Below are 18,527 nucleotides of genomic sequence, written 5' to 3' on the forward strand. Positions count from 1 at the left end.
CGTCAATCCGCCCGCAGGAAGTCGTCGGTATATTCCCCACGCGATACCTTCACCGCGATGCCGTCGGCGGTGTCGCAATCCAACGCCTCGGACCCTGCCACCCGCCCCGGTTCCGCCAGATCATCCAGCCGATCGGCGAACTGCGCGGCGAGGTCCGGGGGCACGCGCCAGATGAAGCGGTGGTCGCCGGAGGGATGCACGCCCGCCGGCCCCGGGGCGGCGGTCAGCACCATGTCCACCCCGGCGGCCCGGCAGAAACCCAGGTCGCGCAGCGCCACGTCGCGCCCGTCGCGGGCGAACTGCCGCAGCACGCCGCCCAGCGCGCGGCAGTCCTCGGCTTCGCCCAGCATCAGGATCATCGGATTGAAGTCGCTGGGCAGGAAGCCGATGCGCATCATGCGCGTTCCAGCACGTCGGTGGCGTGGCAGAGTTCCTCGGCCCCGGCGTCCGGGCCGGAGAGAATTCTCACCCGCAACCACTCGCCATCGCCCATGTTCTCGACGACCTCGGCGGCCAGGCCGCCTGCGATCAGCAGCTTCGCGCCTACCGCCACGTCATGGACCGCCAGCATGCCAGGCCTCCACAGGAACAGCTTTCAGAACAGGATGCTCAGGTTCTTCGCCAGCAGCACGTTCTGCTCCAGGATCATCTCCCGCCGCGCGATCAGCCAGGAATTCCCGTGCCGCCGCAGCCGGTCTTTGCGCCGGCCGACGAAGGTGTTGCTTTCGTACTCGACACGGTTCTGGTAGACCAGGAAACGGCAACCGGCCACGACCTCGGCCGGTTCTTCGACCGACGGCGAGACTTCCAGCAGGCGGACGTTGCTGACCATGTGGGTGACGCGGGACAGTGGTTCTTCGGCGTAATGAACGCCGGTCAGGATCTGCTCGACCCGCTTGCCAAGCGTCCACTTGTCTTCATCGAACCAGGAAATCCCCTCACCTTGCCTGGTATTTTCCTTCTCTGCCTGCTGCCCGAACTTCACGTTCCGCCTGATCGGCATGAAATACACCAGGTCCTCGGCCAGCAGATCGAGCCACTGGCGGAATTCCCGCTGGTCCAGGAGATCGGCTTCCATATACAGGAAATCCTCGATCTCCTGCTTCAGCGCGAACCAGGCGAGCCGCTGCGCCGCGGTCATTCCGCCGCCTGCCGGACGCTGTTGTTACGGCCGATCAACGTGTCCCAGTCGGCGCCTTTCAGGTAGCGGGCATAGACGTCGTAGTAGTTGCGGGCGCTTTGCTCGGTCATCTGCGTGCTGACGTCGCCGGGCAGCGGGTCGTTGCGCTTGTACGCGCCCATCGACTGCTGGTAGTTGAACGGATACCGCCGCGCGATGGTGCCGCTGCTGGCGGCGGTCGCGTACAGCCAGTTTTCCATGTCGTCCTGCTCGGTCATGCCGGCCGGGCCGGAGTAGCGCATGTAGAAGCGGCGGAGCACGTCCTTCACCTCGGCTGGCGCGTCGGCGTCGACCAGGAAGAACCGCCAGGCCTCGGTCTGGGTCGGCCCGTGCGGGTGCCAGACGCACAGGCCGCGCGGTTGCCGGCCGTGATACGACGTGTTCGGGAACAGGTTGCCGGTGAACGGCAGCAGCCGTGCCTTGTCGCCCAGGCGGCGCTTGCGTTCCTCGAAACAGTGCCGGAAGTATTCGTCAACGACCGGATACTGCAGGTAGGACGGCTGGTACTGGAACACCTCCGGCATCCATACGCTGTGCATGCCGTGGCCCTGCGGGAAACTCACCCAGACGTGCTGGCCCTTGGCGTATTCGTTATCCCGCCGGCCCGATTGCCCGGCCCGGGCGCTGGGGCCAATGCCGATCATGTCGACGGACCGGTGGGAGGGGTTGTGGTAGGTGTCGCCGAGGAAATTCTCCGCCGCGAACTTCCAGTTGGCGGGCAGGACCCATTTGTGCAGGCCAATGACCTCCGATCCGCCGGGCCGGCCGTCGCGGCAGTCGAGCACCTGGTCCAGGTGATCGACCGCATCGCCGAGATAGGTCATGAAATCCGGGGCATCGGGATCCCACGAAGCCCAGACCGTGCCCTTGTACTGATGCAGTTTGGGAACTTCGATCAGCGACCACTGGGACCGGTCGAGTTGCCCCTCGTACAGCACGCGATACAGCGGCACGCCTTGCAGCCGGCCGTCGGTCGTATAGCTCCAGGAATGATACGGGCAGACGAACAGCGAGGTGTTGCCGGATTCGTACCGGCACACCTTCATGCCGCGATGCCGGCAGGAGTTCAGGAAGACATGCACCTTGCCCTGCGTGTCGCGGCACAGGATCACCGACTCCTCGCCCATGCGGGAGACGAAGAAATCGCCCGGATTGCGGATCTGGCTTTCGTGCCCGACGAACAGCCAGGCGCGGGTGAACAGTTTCTCCAGTTCCTCGCGATGGAAGTCGGACGAGACGAAGATTTCCCGGCTGATCATGCCGCGACCAGGGTCGATCATCTGGTCGATCATCTGGTCGATGGGCAGGTTTGTTGTCATGTCTGCCTTTCCTCCCTGTATCGTGTGCGTCAGCGCCAGCGGGATGCGGCCGCGTCGTCCTCCTGCCTTGCGTCAACCCAGGCGCCGTGGCCGTCGGCGTAGTCTTCCTTCTTCCAGAACGGCGCCTTGGTTTTCAGCCAGTCGATCAGGAAGGCCGTGGCATCCAGCGCGGCCTGCCGGTGTGACGAGGCCGCGACCACCAGCACAATGTTGTCGCCCGGACGTAATGGCCCGACGCGATGGATGATGGTGCAGCCCAGCAGCGGCCAGCGATCGGCGGCCTCATCGGCGATCCGGCCGATGGCGCGCTCGGTCATGCCGGGATAGTGCTCCAGCGTCATGCCGATCACCGCCGGGCCTTCGCCGCCTTTCGCGTCGGCGCGGACCGTGCCGACGAAGCAGCCGATGCCGCCGATATCGGTGCGGCCGGCGGTCAGCGCGGCGATCTCCGCGCCGATGTCGAAGTCCTCAGTCTGGACCTTGATGCGTGCCATAATGGTTCAAGGCTAATCCCAGCCCGGCGGTTTGTCATCCGGCCACGCCGGTCGCCGGCATCGACAGCCCGGCGTCGTCGAGCAGGGCCGTGCCGATCCATTTTTTCGCCATCACGGGCGAAACGGCGAAGTGATCGAGAATTCCGCCGGCAATTCATCAGGACCGGTTCGGACCCGTCGAATTCGTGGCGCATTTCCCGCCGGCGTTCCCACGCCGGGAACGCTTCGCGCGGCATCGGTTTGTGCCGCGAGATGCTCATGCACAAAGTGACAGTGGAACCCGTACCGCCATGCATTGTCATCAACAACGCCTGGCGACAATCGTCACGCCGCCTTGCGGAACGTGGGCGGCAGGCCGGCCCGCGGCACCTGGCCGTGCAGCGGCTCGGCCGGCAGGCTGGCCTGCAGCACCTTGCGCGCGTCCAGCAGCTTCGGAATCTCGATGCCGGTGCGGAAGCCCATGCTCTCCAGCATGAACACCAGGTCCTCGGTCACCACATTGCCCGAGGCCCCCGGCGCATAGGGGCACCCGCCCAGGCCGGCGAGGCAGGAGTCGAAGGCGCGGATGCCGACTTCCAGGCCGGCCACGGCGTTGGCGATGCCCATGCCCAGGGTGTCGTGCAGGTGCAGGCCATACAGCACCGGCCCGATGGCCTCGCGCGTCGCCAGCACCACCTCCTTGATCTGCGCCGGATGGGCGTAGCCGACGGTGTCGGCCAGCATGATCTGGTCCACGCCGGCCGTGGCCAGGCCCTCGCACAGCGCCACCGTCTGCGCCGTCGTCACCACGCCGTCGATCGAGCAGCCGAAGGCGGTGGAGGCGCCGGCCACCACCGGCACCTTGCGCGGCTGCGCCTTCAGCCAGTCCATGATCTCCTGCATCATCGCGATCGACTGGGCAGGCGTGCGGTTGAGATTGGCCTTGCTGTGGCCCTCGCTGACCGAGACCGGGATGCTGATCTTGTGCACCCCGGCGTTGTAGGCGTTCTGCACGCCGCGCAGGTTCGGCGCCAAGGCCTGCACCGTCAGGCCGGGAATGGTTTCCAGCACCCGCGCCACCACCTCGGCCGTGTCGGCAAGCTGCGGGATCACCCGCGGCGGGACAAAACTGCCAACCTCGATCTCCTTCAGGCCGGCGGCGGCGAGGGAGGCGATCCAGGCAACCTTGTCGTCGGTGGTCATGCGGGTCTTGGCGATCTGCAACCCGTCGCGCGGGCCGACTTCACAGATGGAGACGAATTCGCCGCTCATGGTCTGGGGACCTCCGCGATCAGGATGGTGCCGGTTTCGGATTCGGTGATGACGAGGTGGCGCTCGTCCGGGGTCAGGGCGCAGTTGGTGGTCATGCGGCCGGCGCAGGACTGCACGCGGTACAGCGGTACGCCGTGCGGATCGACGATCCAGATGCAGCCGTGGCCGGGATTGGAAATATACAGGCGGTCCGCGCCGTCCATCGCCAGGCCGTCCGGGCCGACGAGGCCGGCGGGCACACGGGCGAAGCACTGCGCCTTTGCCACCACCGCATCAGGCCGCAGCAGGAAGCGCCAGACCTCGCAAGAGCGGGTCATCGCCACGTACAGGTGGGTCTGGGCGGTGTTCAGCACCAGGCCGTTCGGGCTGGGGCCGGTGGCGATCAGCCGGTCGATCCGGCCGTCCGCGTGCAGGCGCCAGACCCGGCCGGTGGGGTCCTGCAGCCCGGTCTGGCCCTGGTCGGTGAACAGGATGGAGCCGTCGCGGTGCAGCGTCAGGTCGTTCAGGCCCTTGAAGCTCTCGCTCATGACGGTCTGCAGCACGACCCCGGTGGCCCCGGTGGCGGGATCGATGCGGACCAGGCCGTTGCGGTAGTCGGCGGCAATCAGCCTGCCGTCGGGCTGGACCTTCAGGCCGTTGGGCCAGCCGGGATATTCGGCGACCAGGGTCCAATCGTCACCTTCGATGCGGAAGATGCGGCCGTAGGGGATGTCCACCACGTGCAGCCGCCCCTGGGCGTCATAGCAGGGGCCTTCCAGGAAGCAGTCGACCGGCTCCCCCGAGCGGTTGGCATCAGCCCATTCGGTCCGCTGCAGGCGGCGGAACCGGTCGGGCACGCGGGTCAGGATCCGTGTCGGGATCTCTTTCGGCGGTGCGAACCACATAAAGGGAGACGATGGGGCGCCGGCAGGTGGTTGGCAAGAGCGGGGGGGTGACGCGACGGGATGCACAGATGCCGGAAACAATCCGCTGCGGGCGTGGTCCCATCGTCATGGTGGGCGGGGACGGCCGGCCGCAACCGCGGTCGCTGTCAGTCCACCAGGATGGTCCGCACGCCCTGGTACAGCCGCGCGACCTCCCGCCACCAGCCGCCCCGGCGATCCTGCGCATAAGCGCGGGCCAGTTGCGCATGGCGGGCCGCCGGCAGCGTTTCGCTGATCCGGGTCCGCAGCACGTCGACGTTGTAGGCATCCCGATCAGGCGCGAGCGACACCGGAACCACACTGCCGGTCGGAATCCCCAGGTCCGCGGCGATCGCCGTCACCGCCTCCCGGATCGCCCGCGCTTTCGGCCCGGATGGAGTGACCAGATCGTAGGGCGGGTTCCACTCGGTGAACGGACGCAACTGATCAATATGCGTCACGACGCCCAGCAGCGGCGGCCGGTTGAGGTCGGCCCGCCGCTCGAACGCCGCATGGAATGCCCGCACCCCCTGCGCATCCACATCCCGCGCCGCCTGCACCGCGCTGATGGTCCACAGCACGACGTCTGCCTTCACCGCCTCCGCCGCCAGCGCCTCGATCGCCGCGGGCGTGGTCGTCAGCGCGGGCGCGTCAACCAGGACACAGGCCTGGCCCGCCGGATCGACCGCTTCGAAGCAGGCAAATCCAGGCGGACCCGGCAGCGGCGTCACCTGCGCCACGATGTTCTGCGCCAGCGCGTTCACCAGGCTCGACTTTCCGGCATTGCCCTGTCCGGCCAGCAGCAGCCGCAGTGGCGGGGGCGGAGTCCCCGGCTGCGGCGCGCCCTCCAGCGCGACGGCCGTGGCGGCCTCGGTCAGTTCGATCGCGTCCAGCTTCATGCGGCCGGAGTAAAGCTCGATCGCCGCCCGGCCGACCTCCAGGACCAACAGCCGGGTCATGCGGCTTTGCAGCGTGGCCTTGGCGGAATTGAGCAGTTCGTCCTGGATCAGCCCGCGGACCTCGGCCATCACCGACCCGGCCGGATTCACGACCGGACGGACCAGACGGTACAGAGTATAAAGGTGCTGCGCGGTTTCCCCCAGGCGGCCCGCCTTCTCCCAGGCGCCCGGCAGCCACAGCAGTTGCGTGACGGTCAGGCGATCGGACAGCGGCACGGATTGCAGCAGCGCCCGGCGCAGCCGCCGCGCCACCGTCTCCAGCGACAGCAGCGCCTCCGGCATAGTGAACGTGGTCAACGGATTGGCCGCGTCCGGGCGGTAATGCCGCGCCACCAGGTCCACGGTACGATGCGCGAGGTCCAGCGCCTCCTGCTGGTCCGAGAACGTCAGCGCCGGGGCCTCGCGGGAAAGGCGCTCGATCTTGTCATAGGCGGCCCGTTCCCGCGCCGGCCAGTCGGTGGGCGTTGTGTCAGCCTCCGGCAAACCGGCCGGCGGCTTCGGGCGGCGATACAGCATGATGCCGCCGGCGATCACCGCACAGCCGAGGCAGACGGCCAGGAACGCCAGCACGCCGCCGCGCTCCAGCAGCCAGAGCCCGCCCAACGGCATCACCAGCAGCGGCGGGATCAGCACCAGCGCCAGGGCGATCAGTTCGCGCCGGAACGCCCGCAGCAGTTCGCGGCCGATCACTTCGGCGGCTCGCGGCTGGCTTTGAAGATCTCGAATGCCTGGGCCAGTGCGACGCGGTAGGCCTCCTTGATCTCCCGGTCGGTGGCGGTGCCGCCGCCCTGGCGCGCCTTCAGGTAGACGCAGGCGGCATAGCCGAGTCCGTAAGTGAAGGCGAAGCTGGACAGCGACGCGGCGATCGCGCCGGCGGTCTGGCCATAGACCGGTACCAGCTTCACGCCCTGCCGGACGGCGAAGCCGACTCCCTGCCGGACCAGCGCGGCGGTGCCCAGGGCGCCGAGCAGGGATGCGATATCGGCGCGGCTCCACTCCACGCCGAAACGCAATCCCAGGGTGCGCAGCATCGCCCCCTGCACCGCCGGCACCGCGGCGATGGCGACGATCGGCAAGGCGTCCACCGCGCCGGCGGCGACGGAATAGCCCAGGATCGTGGACCGCGCCTCGGCCGCCGTGCGGTTGCCCTGATCGGCCCGCAGCGCCTCGATCCGCGCCATCACTGCCTGCGGCAGCGCCTCGAACAGGGCCGCGAGCAGCGCATCCAGCCCATAGTCGGCCGGGTCCAGGCCATCATCCGGGCGGGTAAAGTCGAGCGGCACGAACAGCACCGGCCCGCTTCCCTTCAGGCCGGCAAACAGCGTGCGCTGATGCGCCAGCGCCCGGGCAAGCGGGTCCGGGATGCGCCGATCGGCCGAGCCCTCCGCGAACGGATACGGCTCCAGGTGCGCCGGCGGATGCGGGTACATGCCATGCAGCCAGGTCTGCGCCACGACCACCGGCCAGGTGGGATGCCGCGCGCGGATCGCCCGCACCGCCTCCAGCACGGCCTCCTGCGCCGGATCGCCGGCGCGGATCACGACGAGCAGAAGTTCGGCCTTCGCCTCGCAGGCGGCGAGGTCCTCGGCCGGGTTGTAGTCGATCTCGCCCAGCCCGCGGGTGTCGAGGAAGCGCAGCACCGGCGCTTCCGGCGGGAAATCGAAGATCCGCGCCGTCCGCGTCATCGGCCGGAAGCCTTCGCCGACCTCGGCCTCGGTGGCGCCGGTCAGGCGCTGCACGATCGAGGACTTCCCGGACTGCACCTTGCCCAGCATCCAGATGATCGGCGCGGTTTGCAGCGCCCGCGCCCGCACCTCGTCCGCCGCACGGGCGGAGGCGGCGGACGCCGCCACGGCCGCGGCCGACCAGGAGTACCAGGCGCTGGCGGCGTTGCGAGCCCTGCCCCACCATGTCACCGGTCGCTGCATGGCCTTGCCTCCGCTGGATGATCGCCGGAAACGCGCGCGGAGGCCTCCGGTCGCGTCAGTCGTGCCTCAGGTCTCGGCGGGCACCGCCGCCGGCTGCGCCGCGACCATCTGCAGGACGAAATGCGCCAGGCGGGCGCTGATGTCGTCGAACGACAGCCGCCCCTCGGGTTGATACCAGGTATAGGCCCAGCTCACCATGCCGCCGATGGCCAGAGCGGCGACGCGGATGTCCTCGATCTGGAATTCCCCGTTGTTGACGCCTTCCTGCAGCAGGTCGCTCAGCACTCGGTCGAAGCGCTTTCTCAGCGCGTTGATCTCGGCCAGTCCGGCTTCGGACAGGTGCTTCTCCTCGCGGAAATAGACCGCGATGTTCCCCTGCCGCTGCAGCACCACCTTGGTGAAGTCGACGACGCCGCGATGCAGCCGATCGGCGGCCGTGCCTTCGTGCTGCGCTGCCTGCGCGATGGCATTCAGCGACATCTCGATGGTCGGGCGGCAGACGGCTTCCAGCAGTTCAACCTTGCTGCGGAAATGTGTGTAGATGAAAGGCTTTGTTACACCCAGCTTGCCGGCGATGTCGTCCAGGGTGGTGCCGCTGAACCCGCGCTCGTAGAAAAGCTTGACCGCTTCTTCCAGAATACGCTCGCGCTTGTAGGCCGAAATTTCGTCACGCATAGAGTTTCTACCAACCAGTCCTAACGCATACTAAGCAGAATTCCTTGGACTGGACCATCGCTGGTTCCGCAGACGTGCTGTCACGCAAACGATTCCCGTCCCATGGCCAGGAATTTTTCCCGGCGTTTCATCCGCAGCGTGGCCCCGTCCATGCCGTTGACATCGGCCAGCGCCTCCTGCACCGCCTGGCCGACCGACTGAACGGTGGCCGTCTTGTCGCGTTGCGCGCCACCCAGCGGCTCCGATACCACCCGGTCCACCAGCTTGAGCCGCAGCAGATCCTCGGCCGTCAGCCGCAGCGCTTCGGCCGCGACCGAGGCTTGCGCCTGGTCGCGCCACAGGATCGAGGCGCATCCCTCAGGCGAGATCACCGAATAGACGGCGTGCTCCAGCATCAGGATCTGGTCACCGGCCGCCAGCGCGATGGCGCCGCCCGACCCGCCCTCACCAATGATCGTCGCGACGATCGGCACCGGCGCTTCCAGGCAGGCCTCGATCGAGCGGGCGATGGCTTCCGCCTGGCCGCGCGCCTCAGCCTCGATGCCGGGGAAGGCGCCGGCGGTGTCGATGAAGGTCAGCACCGGCATGTGGAAGCGGCCGGCGAGCTCCATCAGCCGGCGGGCCTTGCGGTAGCCTTCCGGCCGGGCCATGCCGAAATTATGCTTCACGCGGGACTCGGTGTCGGAGCCCTTCTCGGTGCCCAGCACCATCACCGGGGTGCCGCGGAAGCGGCCCATGCCGCCCAGTACGGCGGCGTCGTCGGCGAAGGCGCGGTCGCCGGCAAGCGGGGTGAAGTCGGTGATCAGGGTCTCGATATAGTCACGCGCCTTCGGCCGGTCGGGGTGGCGGGCGACCTGGGTCTTCTGCCACGGGGTCAGCTTGGCGTAGGTGGCGCGGAGCTGCTTGTCGGCGACGGCGGTCAGGCGGCCGATCTCGTCGGCGATATTGATGCCGCCTGGCTCCGACATGCGCCGGAGCTCTTCGATCTTGCCCTCGAGCTCGGCGATTGGTTTTTCAAAGTCAAGAAAGTGACGCATGGGGCGGGGGCTTTAGCACAGTTCGCGGATTGGGGAAGCCTGAGAAGCAGCGGGTGTTGACAGCGCCACGCCGGCGCCTATCTCTTCACCGGCAAGTGTAGCTTTGGCTACAAGATATAGCGAGGGGCGTAATCTATGGCCAAAGCTTCATTCGGCCCGAAACCTGGCACAGATCGCCGGTGAGCACGGCGTCGGTGCCATCGAACCTGTCCGAGCGGACCGCGCAGGCGGCGCAGGCGGTGCTGGCCGGACGCCGCCGGGGCGTGGCCGGCTTCCTGCCGTTCGTCGGCCCGGCGGTGGTGGCGTCGATCGCCTACATGGATCCTGGGAACTTCGCGACGAACATCCAGGCCGGTGCGCGGCATGGTTACATGCTGCTCTGGGTTGTGATGCTGGCGAACCTGATCGCCATGCTGTTCCAGGCGCTGGCGGCCCGGCTCGGGCTCGTCACCGGCGTCAGCCTGGCGGGCCTGTGCCGGCAGCATTTCCCCCGCCCGCTGGTCGTCGCCATGTGGCTGGCCAGCGAGGTCGCGGCGATGGCGACCGACCTGGCCGAGACCATCGGCGCGGCCATCGGCATCAGCCTGCTGGCCGGCGTGTCGCTGCTGACCGGGCTGCTGGTCACCTTCGTCATCACCTGGGGCCTGCTGATGGTCCAGTCGCGCGGCTTCCGGCCGATCGAGCTGGTGATCACCGGGTTCGTCGGCGTGATCAGCCTGGCCTATGTGATCGAGCTGTTCATCGCGCCACCCGACTGGGGGATGTTTTTTTATCATACTGTGGTACCGCAGCTCTCCGGCGCGGACAGCGTGACGCTGGCGGTCGGCATTGTCGGCGCCACGGTGATGCCGCATGCGATCTACCTGCACTCGGCGATGATGACGCATCGTGTGAGTGCCCGCAGCGACGCCGAGTGCGGCCGGCTGATCCGGATTTCCAATATCGAGGTGCTGCTGGCGCTGTCGCTCGCCGGAGTCGTCAACATGGCGATGGTGGCGATGGCGGCCACCATGTTCCATCAGGGCCACGCCGACGTGGGCGAGATCGAGACGGCGTACCACACGCTGCTGCCGCTGATGGGCATCGTCGCGGCAGGGGCGTTCATGACCTCGCTGATGGCGTCCGGGCTGTCGAGCTCGGTGGTCGGGACGATGGCCGGGCAGGTGATCATGCAGGATTTCGTCAGCTTCCGCATTCCCTTGTGGGTGCGGCGGGCGGTGACGATGCTGCCGGCGGTCGTGGTGGTGGCGCTGGGCGTGCAGGCGACCGAGGCGCTGGTCTGGAGCCAGGTGGTGCTGAGCCTGGTGCTGCCGGTGCCGATGATCGCGCTGCTGGTGCTGATCCGGCGGCCGCAGGTGATGGGTGCCTTCGCCATCGGCCGGGGGGGCCAGGTGGCGACACTGGTGGCGACCATGATCGTACTGGCGCTGAACGCGATCCTGCTGTTGCAAATGATCGCCGGTTAGGCGGAGCATCGGCCAACGGCAACTGCTGGAACGATCCGATTCATGGCCAACAGCCCGCCTCGCGCCGCCGCGCCCGCGGCACTTCCGGCCGAGCCGACCCAGGCCAGCCGGTTTGGCAAGGCGCGCACGGCGCAGTCCGGCGCGCTGCTGGAAGACTATGTCGAGCTGATTGCCGACCTGCTGGCGGATGGCGGGGAGGCGCGGCCGACGGACATCGCCCGCCGCCTGGGGGTGACGCACGCGACGGCGATCAAGACCATCGGGCGGCTGAAGCGGGAGGGGCTGGCGGTCGCCAAGCCGTATCGCGGCGTGTTCCTGACCGAGGCAGGGGAGAAGCTGGCATTGCGGGTGCGGGCGCGGCACCGGGTGGTGGTGGACCTGCTGCTGGCGGTGGGCGTGCCGATGGAGTCGGCGGAGTCGGATGCCGAAGGGATCGAGCACCATGTGTCGGATGTGACGCTGGCGGCGTTCGCGCGGTTCCTGGGGCGGACGTAGGGGTGGCCGGTCTATCGCATCGGCACCCCGGTGCGGGTCCGGTGGGCGACGGATATCGATCACACGTGCAACAGGGTTACTTTCGGCGCCGGAACACATGAGGGGGCGAGGCAATCGCTGTGTGGAACCGGATGGCGAGCCCTGAGATTGATTTGAAGTCATTGATCCGACCGCCCCTGCACGATAGGTTCCATGTAACGTCCGTAACATGCAGGCCTGGGGAGGACATGTCATGATGAAGCGTGCACGTGCCATCGCGTCCGCGTCAGCTGTGGTCTTGCTCGTCACCACGTGGGCGCAGGCTGCGGACCAGGGCGCCGAACGCGCCGTCAAGGTGGACGACGGCACGTTCAAGTGCATTACCGACATGACGGCGGTGCGCCACTTCTACGTCGACAACCTGGCAGGCAACCTGAAGGGCACCGTTGCCGTTGCCGAAGCGGGCAAGGGCGATTATCCGGAAGGCTCGGTCGTGCAGCTGGTCCCGACCGAGGTCATGATCAAGCAGCAGAAGGGCTTCAATCCCGTAACTCACGACTGGGAATTCTTCGCCATCGACGTGAGCAAGGATGGCAGCAAGATCTACCAGCGTGGTTTCGAGAACGTAAATAATCGCTTTGGCTTGAACTGCTTTGCCTGCCATCGGCTGGCGCGGAAGGAGTTTGATCTGATCTGTGAAGAAAACCATGGGTGCGCCCCGATCCCGATCACGCGCCCCATGTTCCGGGCCCTGCAGAAGACCGATCCACGCTGCAAGACTCCGCAGCCGCTGACCCAGGAAGACAAGCAGGCGCTGGTGGACCTGGCGGAAGTGGTAAAGACGTTGAAGCCGGGCGCGGAACCCGAAAAGAAGCAATAGGACGCCATCGCAATTTTCCCGGCCGGCACTACAGCGGAATCGCCAGCAGCGTATCGATGCGCTGGCTGTCGCAGACCACGATGCGCTCGGCATAGCGCCACGCCCCGGTTTCATCCCGGCGCACCTCGTCGCGGTACACGCCGGCCGCGAACACCATCATCTGGCCGTCGCGCATGGTGCGGACGACGACGAATGACGTTTCCGCCGAAACCAGGCCGTCGGTGTCGGCGGTAACCAGCGGCAGGCCGAGGACATGGCGGTAGCGCTGCCGCTCGTAGATGTTGGCCTGGCGCAGCGCGGCGACGCGGTCGTGCAGCATGGCGCGGGAGTCGGCGTAGATCAGGCCGGCCTGGTGGCCTTTCTCGAAATTGTCCGCCGTCGTGACCTTGTAGAGGCATCGATCGTGAAAGAAGTCCGGCCATGCCTCCAGCCGGTTGGCGTCGATTGCCGCGGCGCAGGCGGCGTTCAGCGCGGCGAGTTCCAGCGGGCCGGTCATCGTCACAGGCCCATCCGCGCGCGCCAGGCTTTCCAGAAGCCGCGCACCGAGGCCTCGGTCGCACGAGTGTCGGTGGTATCGGCCGAGGTGCCGCCCATTTCGACCACCGAGGTCTCCGCCTCGGCCGCCGCGATGCCGCGCTGCACGAAACCACCGACGGCGCCGTCCTCCATCGACACGTATCCGGCCGGGCCGGCGAGGTTGGCCTGCTTCAGGCGCATGGCGCGCAGGTCCGGCGTGTCGTCGGCGAAGCCCAGATAGGTCCAGTGCAGGTCCATGCTGTCGATGCCGCGCGGCACGATTTGGCGGACGGCCAGGGTGTTGTTGATCTGCTGCAGGACGAAGCCCGGGAAGATCGACAGGATCTGCAGGCTGATGTCGTCGTTGAACTCCGCCACCGAACGCATAAACGACGGGTCCTGCAGACGGAAGCCTTCGTTGTCGGCGCGCATCCCGGCATACGTCGTGTCCGGCCCCTGCGGCGGCGCCAGGGTCGTGCTGGCGTGCGCGACGCCGTTGTCGCTGACCATCACGCCGCCGCCGTGGCTGAGGCGGGTGATGCGGAACGTCGTGAAGAACGTGTGCAGCAGGCTGGCGTGATAGGTGTCGCGCACGTTCTCCATGTAGAGCTTCCAGTTGCACGGCAGTTGCTGGGTGAAGCGGCCGATGATCTCGAGCTTTTTGTGCAGCACGCGCTGCAGCCGGGCGAGGATTTCAGAGCCGATGGTGTCCTCGAAAGACGGGCCGTCGGGCACCAGGGTGCCGAACACCAGGCCGGATTGCACGGTGACGTGCAGCTTGCGCGGGCCGTGCGCCTCCGGCCGGAAATCGTCCGGCATGCCGCCCTTGCCGCCGACGCCATGACGGAACGCCACCGACTTCAGGTTGCCGTGCAGGTCGTAGCGCCAGGCGTGATAGATGCACTGGAAGTCCTTCACCGAGCCGCCGTCATCGAGGCAGATCAGCGCGCCGCGGTGGGCACAGCGGTTCTCGAACGCAACAACGGCGCCGTCCTCGGCGCGGGCGACGACCACCGGCATCGCGCCCATCATGGTGGTGCGGTAGTCGCCCGGGTTCGGCACGTCGATCTCCAGGCAGAGGAAATGCCAGCATGGGCCTTCGAACAGGCGCGCCTGTTCCGCGCGCGCAATGCCGGGGTCGCGATAGACCCAATAGGGGACACGGGTCAGGCCGGGCGGCCAGGCGCCAACCGGCAGGTCGCGGACAGGCTGGTCCATGGTGTCCTCCCCTGTTTTCGGGGAGGCTACGTCCGGAGGGGGGCGCTCGCAACGTTGGGGTTGGGTTCATCCCGGTTTGTGGTTGGGATGCCACGCTGCAGCCTGTCCGCAACGGCAAGGGCCCGGGGCATGGCTGAATGCCGGATCTGTCGGCAAAACCAGAGCGGCCGGACGGAGCGTCAGTTTGCCATCCCAGGACTTTTCCGGTTTCACGCCGAGTTTGGTGCGGTAAGCTCGGCCGCCCTCGCTGCTGGCATTGAACCCGCTTTTCAGTCTACCCCGACTCCGCAGGCAGCGCACGCCATCCGGCCAACGATGCTGACGTACAAGCTCAAAGCACTTGGCCTCGTCCAGCAGGCCAGAGAGATTGACCACCTCGCATACCGCCATGCGTGCACAGCCTCCCAAACAACCAGATCACGTCTTCATCCAATCAGATCCGAGACCTCGCTTCAGCGCTACCCCTCCAGAGTCACCACCCCGGAACCCAATAAGAGTCAAAAACTAAACCGTGTCTACTTTGAGAACCGTAGCTTCTCCTCCTCAGGATCGAGGTGATCCTTGACCCAAAGCCGATCGGCAACGGCGCAGGGATCGGCACTGACGTCGGCCTCGAAGGCGGCGACGCGGCGGATCAGGCCCTCGGCGGTGGCGTGGCAGTGATGGTAGGTGACGTCCTCGCGCAGCCAGCGCCACAGCGGCTCGACCGCCATCAGGTCGGGGCTGTAGCTGGGTAGCGGCACCAGATGGATGCCCAGGCTGCCCGCAGCGGACCAGACCGTCTTCACGATGATAGGGCGCGCCATCCCAGAGCAGGATCAGTTTGCCGGTCGGAATTTCGGCGCGCAACCGGTGCAACACGCCGATGGTATTGTCCCCATTGGCCCGGTCATAGGGCCAGATCCGCAACTGCCCCTCGTTGTAGAGGTACAGCCCATAGAACGAAACCTTGGCCTTCAGACCGGGTGAGCTTGAAGCGACCTAGAAGCGCTTGCCGCGCTCTCCCCAGCCGTAGCCGAGATCGACATCCTGATGGATATGGGTCTCATTGAGATAGACCACGTGATGGCGCTCATCACGCGCCCCATCCGACAGCGCGCCGCTCTGGGCGACGAAAGCCTCTCGTTTCTCCGGATCAGGCCGCGAAGCGGACTGATGCTTTGCCAAGCGGTTAGCCGGCTCGGCGCGGCCGAGCAGTTTGTGGGCCTTCTTCCACGACAGCTTGAGCCGGTGCAGCGCGCGGCGGATGGTCTCGCGGCTGAAGCGGCGGCCGACTTGCTCCCGCACGAAGCCGACCAGACGGCGCAGCGTCCAACGTGGCTTTACATCGGCTCCGGCGACCGGCGGACTGGCTGCCTGGCATTCTGCGGCGCGAACCTGCTCGCCAAGCGCGGTGGCGATATCGGGGCAAAGCGGGGCCACCCATTGGCGTAAAAATGGCGTGGCGGCGGCACGATGCTTGCCATTCCGTCATGACTCGGCTTGTCCGGGCCACCTGTCGCGGCACAGTGCTGGAATAGGTGGCCCGGACAAGCCGGGCCATGACGAAAGGGAAACGCAGCGGCGGACCGTTTCCGAGATGTGTGCATCCCGTAGGGACAAGCCGGGCCACGACGAGGAGGCAACAGCCAGCCCTATTTTAACGCAAATGGGGGCGGCCACCGGTGCGCTGATAGGTCAGCGCCTCGGGGCCGTGTTCGTTGTAGGCGTGCAGCCAGCCCATCACGGTCTGCGCGCGTCGTCCCGTGCGTTCGGCAACCGCCGTGGCACAACTGCCTGCGGCGATCTCGTGCAGGGCCAGGAAGCGTTCGCGGCTGCGGGGATGGGCGGCGCTCAAGGCCAGATCACGCAGATCCGCAACCGTCTGGCCCCAGCGCGGATGGTCAATGTGTAGCACGGGTCTGAAAGGCCTTGTTCCGATGAAACGCGCCATATGAGAACGGCAAGATTTCCAGCCAAGGGGGACAAACCAACGGTTCCAAACTCGCCATCCAGTAGACGCGGTTTAGATCGCGGGCCACTTAGATCACCGGCCACCAGTCCTGCGGCGGGTTCTGCCGTTCCTCCCGCAGCATGACGGGAGCGCCGTTCGGTTGCGGCACCTGCCAGTGCATCCGGCGCTCGTCCCAGCGCACCTGCATGACCTCGCCGCCGGAAAATTCCACGTTGATGAGGGTTCCGTCCTTAGGCGCCCGCTCCCAGTCTGCGCCCGCTCGGGCCGCAGTGTTCTCATTCATTTCTCGTAGTCCTGCCCTTGAAGAATTTCCACAACCCCAAAATCGGTTGAACTTTTTCGTGGCGGCGCAGTTACGGGACCGTGACCGGCCGCGCCAGCGGTAAATGCGTTGCCGGCATTCACAAACGAGTTGAGCCCTTTCCTTACGGTTCGTTGCATGGCATGCTGCACCGCAATATGACCTCGGATGACCGCACCTCTCCCGAAGACCTGCTGCCCGTCCCATCCGTCCCGGCCGAAGATCCGCCGTCGCCGCCGCCGCGTGTCTATCGCGAGCCCGGCATGAACGACTGGATCGTGGAGCCGCCGGGCAATCGCGACTCCCCGGAGGGAAGGATGGTCTTCAAGGGCGAGCGGGCGCAGCATGAGGCTCTGACCTACGCGCACGAGAAGTTCGGCAACGCGCGGTTCTTTCCGTATTAGGCTGCCCGGCAAGCCATGTAACGGCTTTGGTCCGGAGTGGACGCAGGGCAGTACGAAATCCCTGAAAATGGCTATGGCGGGACGGCACGGGATGCAAGCAACCGCGCCCGATGATGGTTGTTCTGGTTGCACAGCGCTGCACGTCCGGTCCCTCGACGCCGATTCGTAACAATACGGCTGCGGCGCAGGGGAAACGAAGGCCGGATGCCACGGTATTTGCGGCGATCCGGCAGAGCGCCGGGCGGTGCCAGGGCAGTGCTCGGATACGTCATTGCGTCAATCTCTTAATAATATCGCATCCGTCCGGCCACCCCGGTATAAGCCCCCATGCTTTCAGACGAACCGATCCGCGCGATCGTGCTGGCGATCAGCGCGACCGTCCTGTTTGCCTCCTCCGACACGATCGCGAAATACCTCAGCACCAGCCTGCCCATCGCCGAGTTCCTGTGGATCCGCTACGCGCTGTTCCTGGTGATGGCGGTGCTGCTGGGCAGCCGCCAGCCCCACCGCCTGCTGCGGCCGCGCAACACGGGCCTGCAGGTCGCGCGCGGGATCTGCGTCGTGCTGTCGTCGATCCTGTTCGTGCACGGCGTGCGGCAGATGAGCATGGCGCAGGCGACGAGCATCAACTTCCTGTCGCCCATCCTGATCACCGTGCTGTCCGTCCCGCTGCTGCGCGAGACGGTGGGCCTGCGCCGCTGGGCGGCCGTCGGCGCCGGGATGCTGGGCATGCTGGTCATAGTCCGGCCGGGCCTGAGCGGCTTCGAGCCCGCCGCGCTGTTCGGCGTCGGCGGCGCGTTCTGCTGGGCGCTGGCGCTGATCATCACCCGCATGATCGCCGTCTCCGACGCGCCGGAGACCACCGTGTTCTGGTCCGCGGGCATCGGCACCCTCGTGCTGAGCACGCTGCTGCCGCTGGAGGCGGCTTGGCCGAGCTGGCGGCAGCTTGGCCTGTCGCTGCTGCTGGGCAGCCTGGCCTCGGGCGGGCAGTGGGGCATCATCCTGGCGCATCGCCATGCGCCGGCCTCGCTGCTGGCGCCGTTCTTCTATATCCAGCTGCTGTGGGCCTCGGCGCTGGGCTTCCTGGTGTTCGGCAGCCGGCCCGACGGCTGGACCCTGATCGGCGCCGGCATCATCATTGCCAGCGGCCTGTATACCGCGCATCGGGAACGGGTGCGGGGCCGCATGGCGCGGGGCGAGCCGCGGCTGGCCGGGCTCCGCCCGGTGCCTGGAACACCGCCGGGAACAAAAGGCTAGAGCAATATCGGCCTGACTGGAAATCGCGGAGCGATTTCAGGCCGATGAAATTGCTCGTGAAATTATGAGCTGGAGCGTTTCCAGTCAGGCTGAAAACGCTCTAGTACACCTCGCCGGAAGTGGCGACTCCGTTGATGGGTGGCCCGGCGCGGGTGAGTCTGGTTTGCCACAGTCTGGCGGCAATCGCCGTGACCAGCCGCCGTCAGGAGCCGTTCTGGCGAGTCAGGAGCGGCCTGAATATGGCAGGCCACAGGCTCACGCCTCGCCCTGATTCACCGGAGCCTTCATGCCCCGTCTGACTGCCGCCCCGAT

At 66.9% G+C, this 18,527-nt stretch carries 22 protein-coding genes; 5 read left to right on the top strand and 17 right to left on the bottom strand.

Translation table 11 applies throughout. The features are described from left to right. Nucleotides 1–2 precede the first annotated feature (2 nt). The 11 genes from CCS01_RS19835 to CCS01_RS19880 form a co-directional block, all read right to left on the bottom strand. Nucleotides 3–398, bottom strand: a complete 396-nt coding sequence (locus CCS01_RS19835; RefSeq protein ID WP_104520501.1) for a hypothetical protein — start codon at nt 396–398, stop codon at nt 3–5. Then, complete coding sequence (locus CCS01_RS34205) at nt 395–571, bottom strand: hypothetical protein (RefSeq protein WP_170114655.1); 177 nt, start codon at nt 569–571, stop codon at nt 395–397. The genes CCS01_RS19835 and CCS01_RS34205 overlap by 4 nt, the downstream gene beginning before the upstream one ends. 24 nt (nt 572–595) lie before the next feature. Next, complete coding sequence (locus CCS01_RS19840) at nt 596–1,141, bottom strand: 3-phenylpropionate/cinnamic acid dioxygenase subunit beta (RefSeq protein WP_104520502.1); 546 nt, start codon at nt 1,139–1,141, stop codon at nt 596–598. Continuing rightward, on the bottom strand, nt 1,138–2,499 hold the full coding sequence (locus CCS01_RS19845) for an aromatic ring-hydroxylating oxygenase subunit alpha (RefSeq protein WP_204848363.1): 1,362 nt from the start codon (nt 2,497–2,499) through the stop codon (nt 1,138–1,140). Before CCS01_RS19845 ends, CCS01_RS19840 begins: the two co-directional genes overlap by 4 nt. A gap of 29 nt (nt 2,500–2,528) precedes the next feature. Beyond that, nucleotides 2,529–2,993, bottom strand: coding sequence for a molybdenum cofactor biosynthesis protein MoaE (locus CCS01_RS19850; protein WP_104520503.1), 465 nt, complete (start codon nt 2,991–2,993; stop codon nt 2,529–2,531). 324 nt (nt 2,994–3,317) lie between these two features. Continuing rightward, the gene (locus CCS01_RS19855) at nt 3,318–4,244 is read right to left on the bottom strand and encodes a hydroxymethylglutaryl-CoA lyase (protein ID WP_104520504.1); all 927 of its coding nucleotides are present in this window, start codon (nt 4,242–4,244) and stop codon (nt 3,318–3,320) included. After that, nucleotides 4,241–5,080: an SMP-30/gluconolactonase/LRE family protein gene (locus tag CCS01_RS19860; protein ID WP_239992271.1), complete on the bottom strand. Its 840-nt coding sequence runs from the start codon at nt 5,078–5,080 to the stop codon at nt 4,241–4,243. Before CCS01_RS19860 ends, CCS01_RS19855 begins: the two co-directional genes overlap by 4 nt. Before the next feature lie 194 nt (nt 5,081–5,274). After that, the gene (locus CCS01_RS19865) at nt 5,275–6,795 is read right to left on the bottom strand and encodes a GTPase domain-containing protein (protein ID WP_104520506.1); all 1,521 of its coding nucleotides are present in this window, start codon (nt 6,793–6,795) and stop codon (nt 5,275–5,277) included. Then, nucleotides 6,792–8,033: a YcjF family protein gene (locus tag CCS01_RS19870; RefSeq protein WP_104520507.1), complete on the bottom strand. Its 1,242-nt coding sequence runs from the start codon at nt 8,031–8,033 to the stop codon at nt 6,792–6,794. Before CCS01_RS19870 ends, CCS01_RS19865 begins: the two co-directional genes overlap by 4 nt. A 66-nt stretch (nt 8,034–8,099) precedes the next feature. Next, a complete protein-coding gene (locus tag CCS01_RS19875; RefSeq protein WP_104520508.1) occupies nt 8,100–8,708 on the bottom strand; it encodes a TetR/AcrR family transcriptional regulator in 609 nt (202 codons plus the stop codon). A gap of 80 nt (nt 8,709–8,788) precedes the next feature. Continuing rightward, nucleotides 8,789–9,745 (bottom strand): acetyl-CoA carboxylase carboxyltransferase subunit alpha, encoded by a 957-nt coding sequence (locus tag CCS01_RS19880; protein WP_104520509.1) that lies wholly within the window; start codon nt 9,743–9,745, stop codon nt 8,789–8,791. A 179-nt stretch (nt 9,746–9,924) separates the two neighbouring features. On the opposite strand from CCS01_RS19880, the gene CCS01_RS19885 reads away from it, so the two are divergent. The 3 genes from CCS01_RS19885 to CCS01_RS19895 all read left to right on the top strand — a co-directional run bounded on the left by CCS01_RS19885 (nt 9,925) and on the right by CCS01_RS19895 (nt 12,565). Continuing rightward, nucleotides 9,925–11,211, top strand: coding sequence for an Nramp family divalent metal transporter (locus tag CCS01_RS19885; protein WP_104520510.1), 1,287 nt, complete (start codon nt 9,925–9,927; stop codon nt 11,209–11,211). Between the two features lie 42 nt (nt 11,212–11,253). After that, nucleotides 11,254–11,706: a manganese-binding transcriptional regulator MntR gene (gene mntR / locus CCS01_RS19890; protein WP_104520511.1), complete on the top strand. Its 453-nt coding sequence runs from the start codon at nt 11,254–11,256 to the stop codon at nt 11,704–11,706. Nucleotides 11,707–11,938: 232 nt separating this feature from the next. Next, nucleotides 11,939–12,565 (top strand): hypothetical protein, encoded by a 627-nt coding sequence (locus CCS01_RS19895; RefSeq protein ID WP_193540154.1) that lies wholly within the window; start codon nt 11,939–11,941, stop codon nt 12,563–12,565. Between the two features lie 28 nt (nt 12,566–12,593). Here the strand turns inward: CCS01_RS19895 and CCS01_RS19900 are convergent, their stop codons facing one another. The 6 genes from CCS01_RS19900 to CCS01_RS19925 form a co-directional block, all read right to left on the bottom strand. Further along, on the bottom strand, nt 12,594–13,061 hold the full coding sequence (locus CCS01_RS19900) for an aromatic-ring-hydroxylating dioxygenase subunit beta (RefSeq protein ID WP_104520512.1): 468 nt from the start codon (nt 13,059–13,061) through the stop codon (nt 12,594–12,596). A 2-nt stretch (nt 13,062–13,063) separates the two neighbouring features. Further along, nucleotides 13,064–14,299, bottom strand: a complete 1,236-nt coding sequence (locus CCS01_RS19905; RefSeq protein ID WP_104520513.1) for an aromatic ring-hydroxylating oxygenase subunit alpha — start codon at nt 14,297–14,299, stop codon at nt 13,064–13,066. A 515-nt stretch (nt 14,300–14,814) separates the two neighbouring features. Beyond that, nucleotides 14,815–15,105 (bottom strand): hypothetical protein, encoded by a 291-nt coding sequence (locus tag CCS01_RS19910; RefSeq protein ID WP_104520514.1) that lies wholly within the window; start codon nt 15,103–15,105, stop codon nt 14,815–14,817. Nucleotides 15,106–15,280: 175 nt separating this feature from the next. Further along, on the bottom strand, nt 15,281–15,721 hold the full coding sequence (locus tag CCS01_RS19915) for a winged helix-turn-helix domain-containing protein (RefSeq protein ID WP_104520515.1): 441 nt from the start codon (nt 15,719–15,721) through the stop codon (nt 15,281–15,283). Nucleotides 15,722–15,938: 217 nt separating this feature from the next. Next, nucleotides 15,939–16,196 carry a helix-turn-helix domain-containing protein gene (locus CCS01_RS19920; protein WP_158258504.1) on the bottom strand — a complete coding sequence of 86 codons (258 nt, stop codon included), beginning with the start codon at nt 16,194–16,196 and terminating at the stop codon, nt 15,939–15,941. Nucleotides 16,197–16,320: 124 nt separating this feature from the next. Continuing rightward, nucleotides 16,321–16,536 carry a hypothetical protein gene (locus CCS01_RS19925; RefSeq protein ID WP_104520517.1) on the bottom strand — a complete coding sequence of 72 codons (216 nt, stop codon included), beginning with the start codon at nt 16,534–16,536 and terminating at the stop codon, nt 16,321–16,323. A gap of 80 nt (nt 16,537–16,616) precedes the next feature. On the opposite strand from CCS01_RS19925, the gene CCS01_RS19930 reads away from it, so the two are divergent. Continuing rightward, nucleotides 16,617–16,958 carry a hypothetical protein gene (locus CCS01_RS19930; protein ID WP_146101857.1) on the top strand — a complete coding sequence of 114 codons (342 nt, stop codon included), beginning with the start codon at nt 16,617–16,619 and terminating at the stop codon, nt 16,956–16,958. A gap of 327 nt (nt 16,959–17,285) precedes the next feature. Next, nucleotides 17,286–18,215, top strand: a complete 930-nt coding sequence (locus CCS01_RS19935) for a DMT family transporter (RefSeq protein ID WP_104520519.1) — start codon at nt 17,286–17,288, stop codon at nt 18,213–18,215. Nucleotides 18,216–18,527: the final 312 nt, after the last annotated feature.

Origin of the sequence: Rhodopila globiformis (assembly GCF_002937115.1) — a bacterium.
GTDB lineage: Bacteria > Pseudomonadota > Alphaproteobacteria > Acetobacterales > Acetobacteraceae > Rhodopila > Rhodopila globiformis.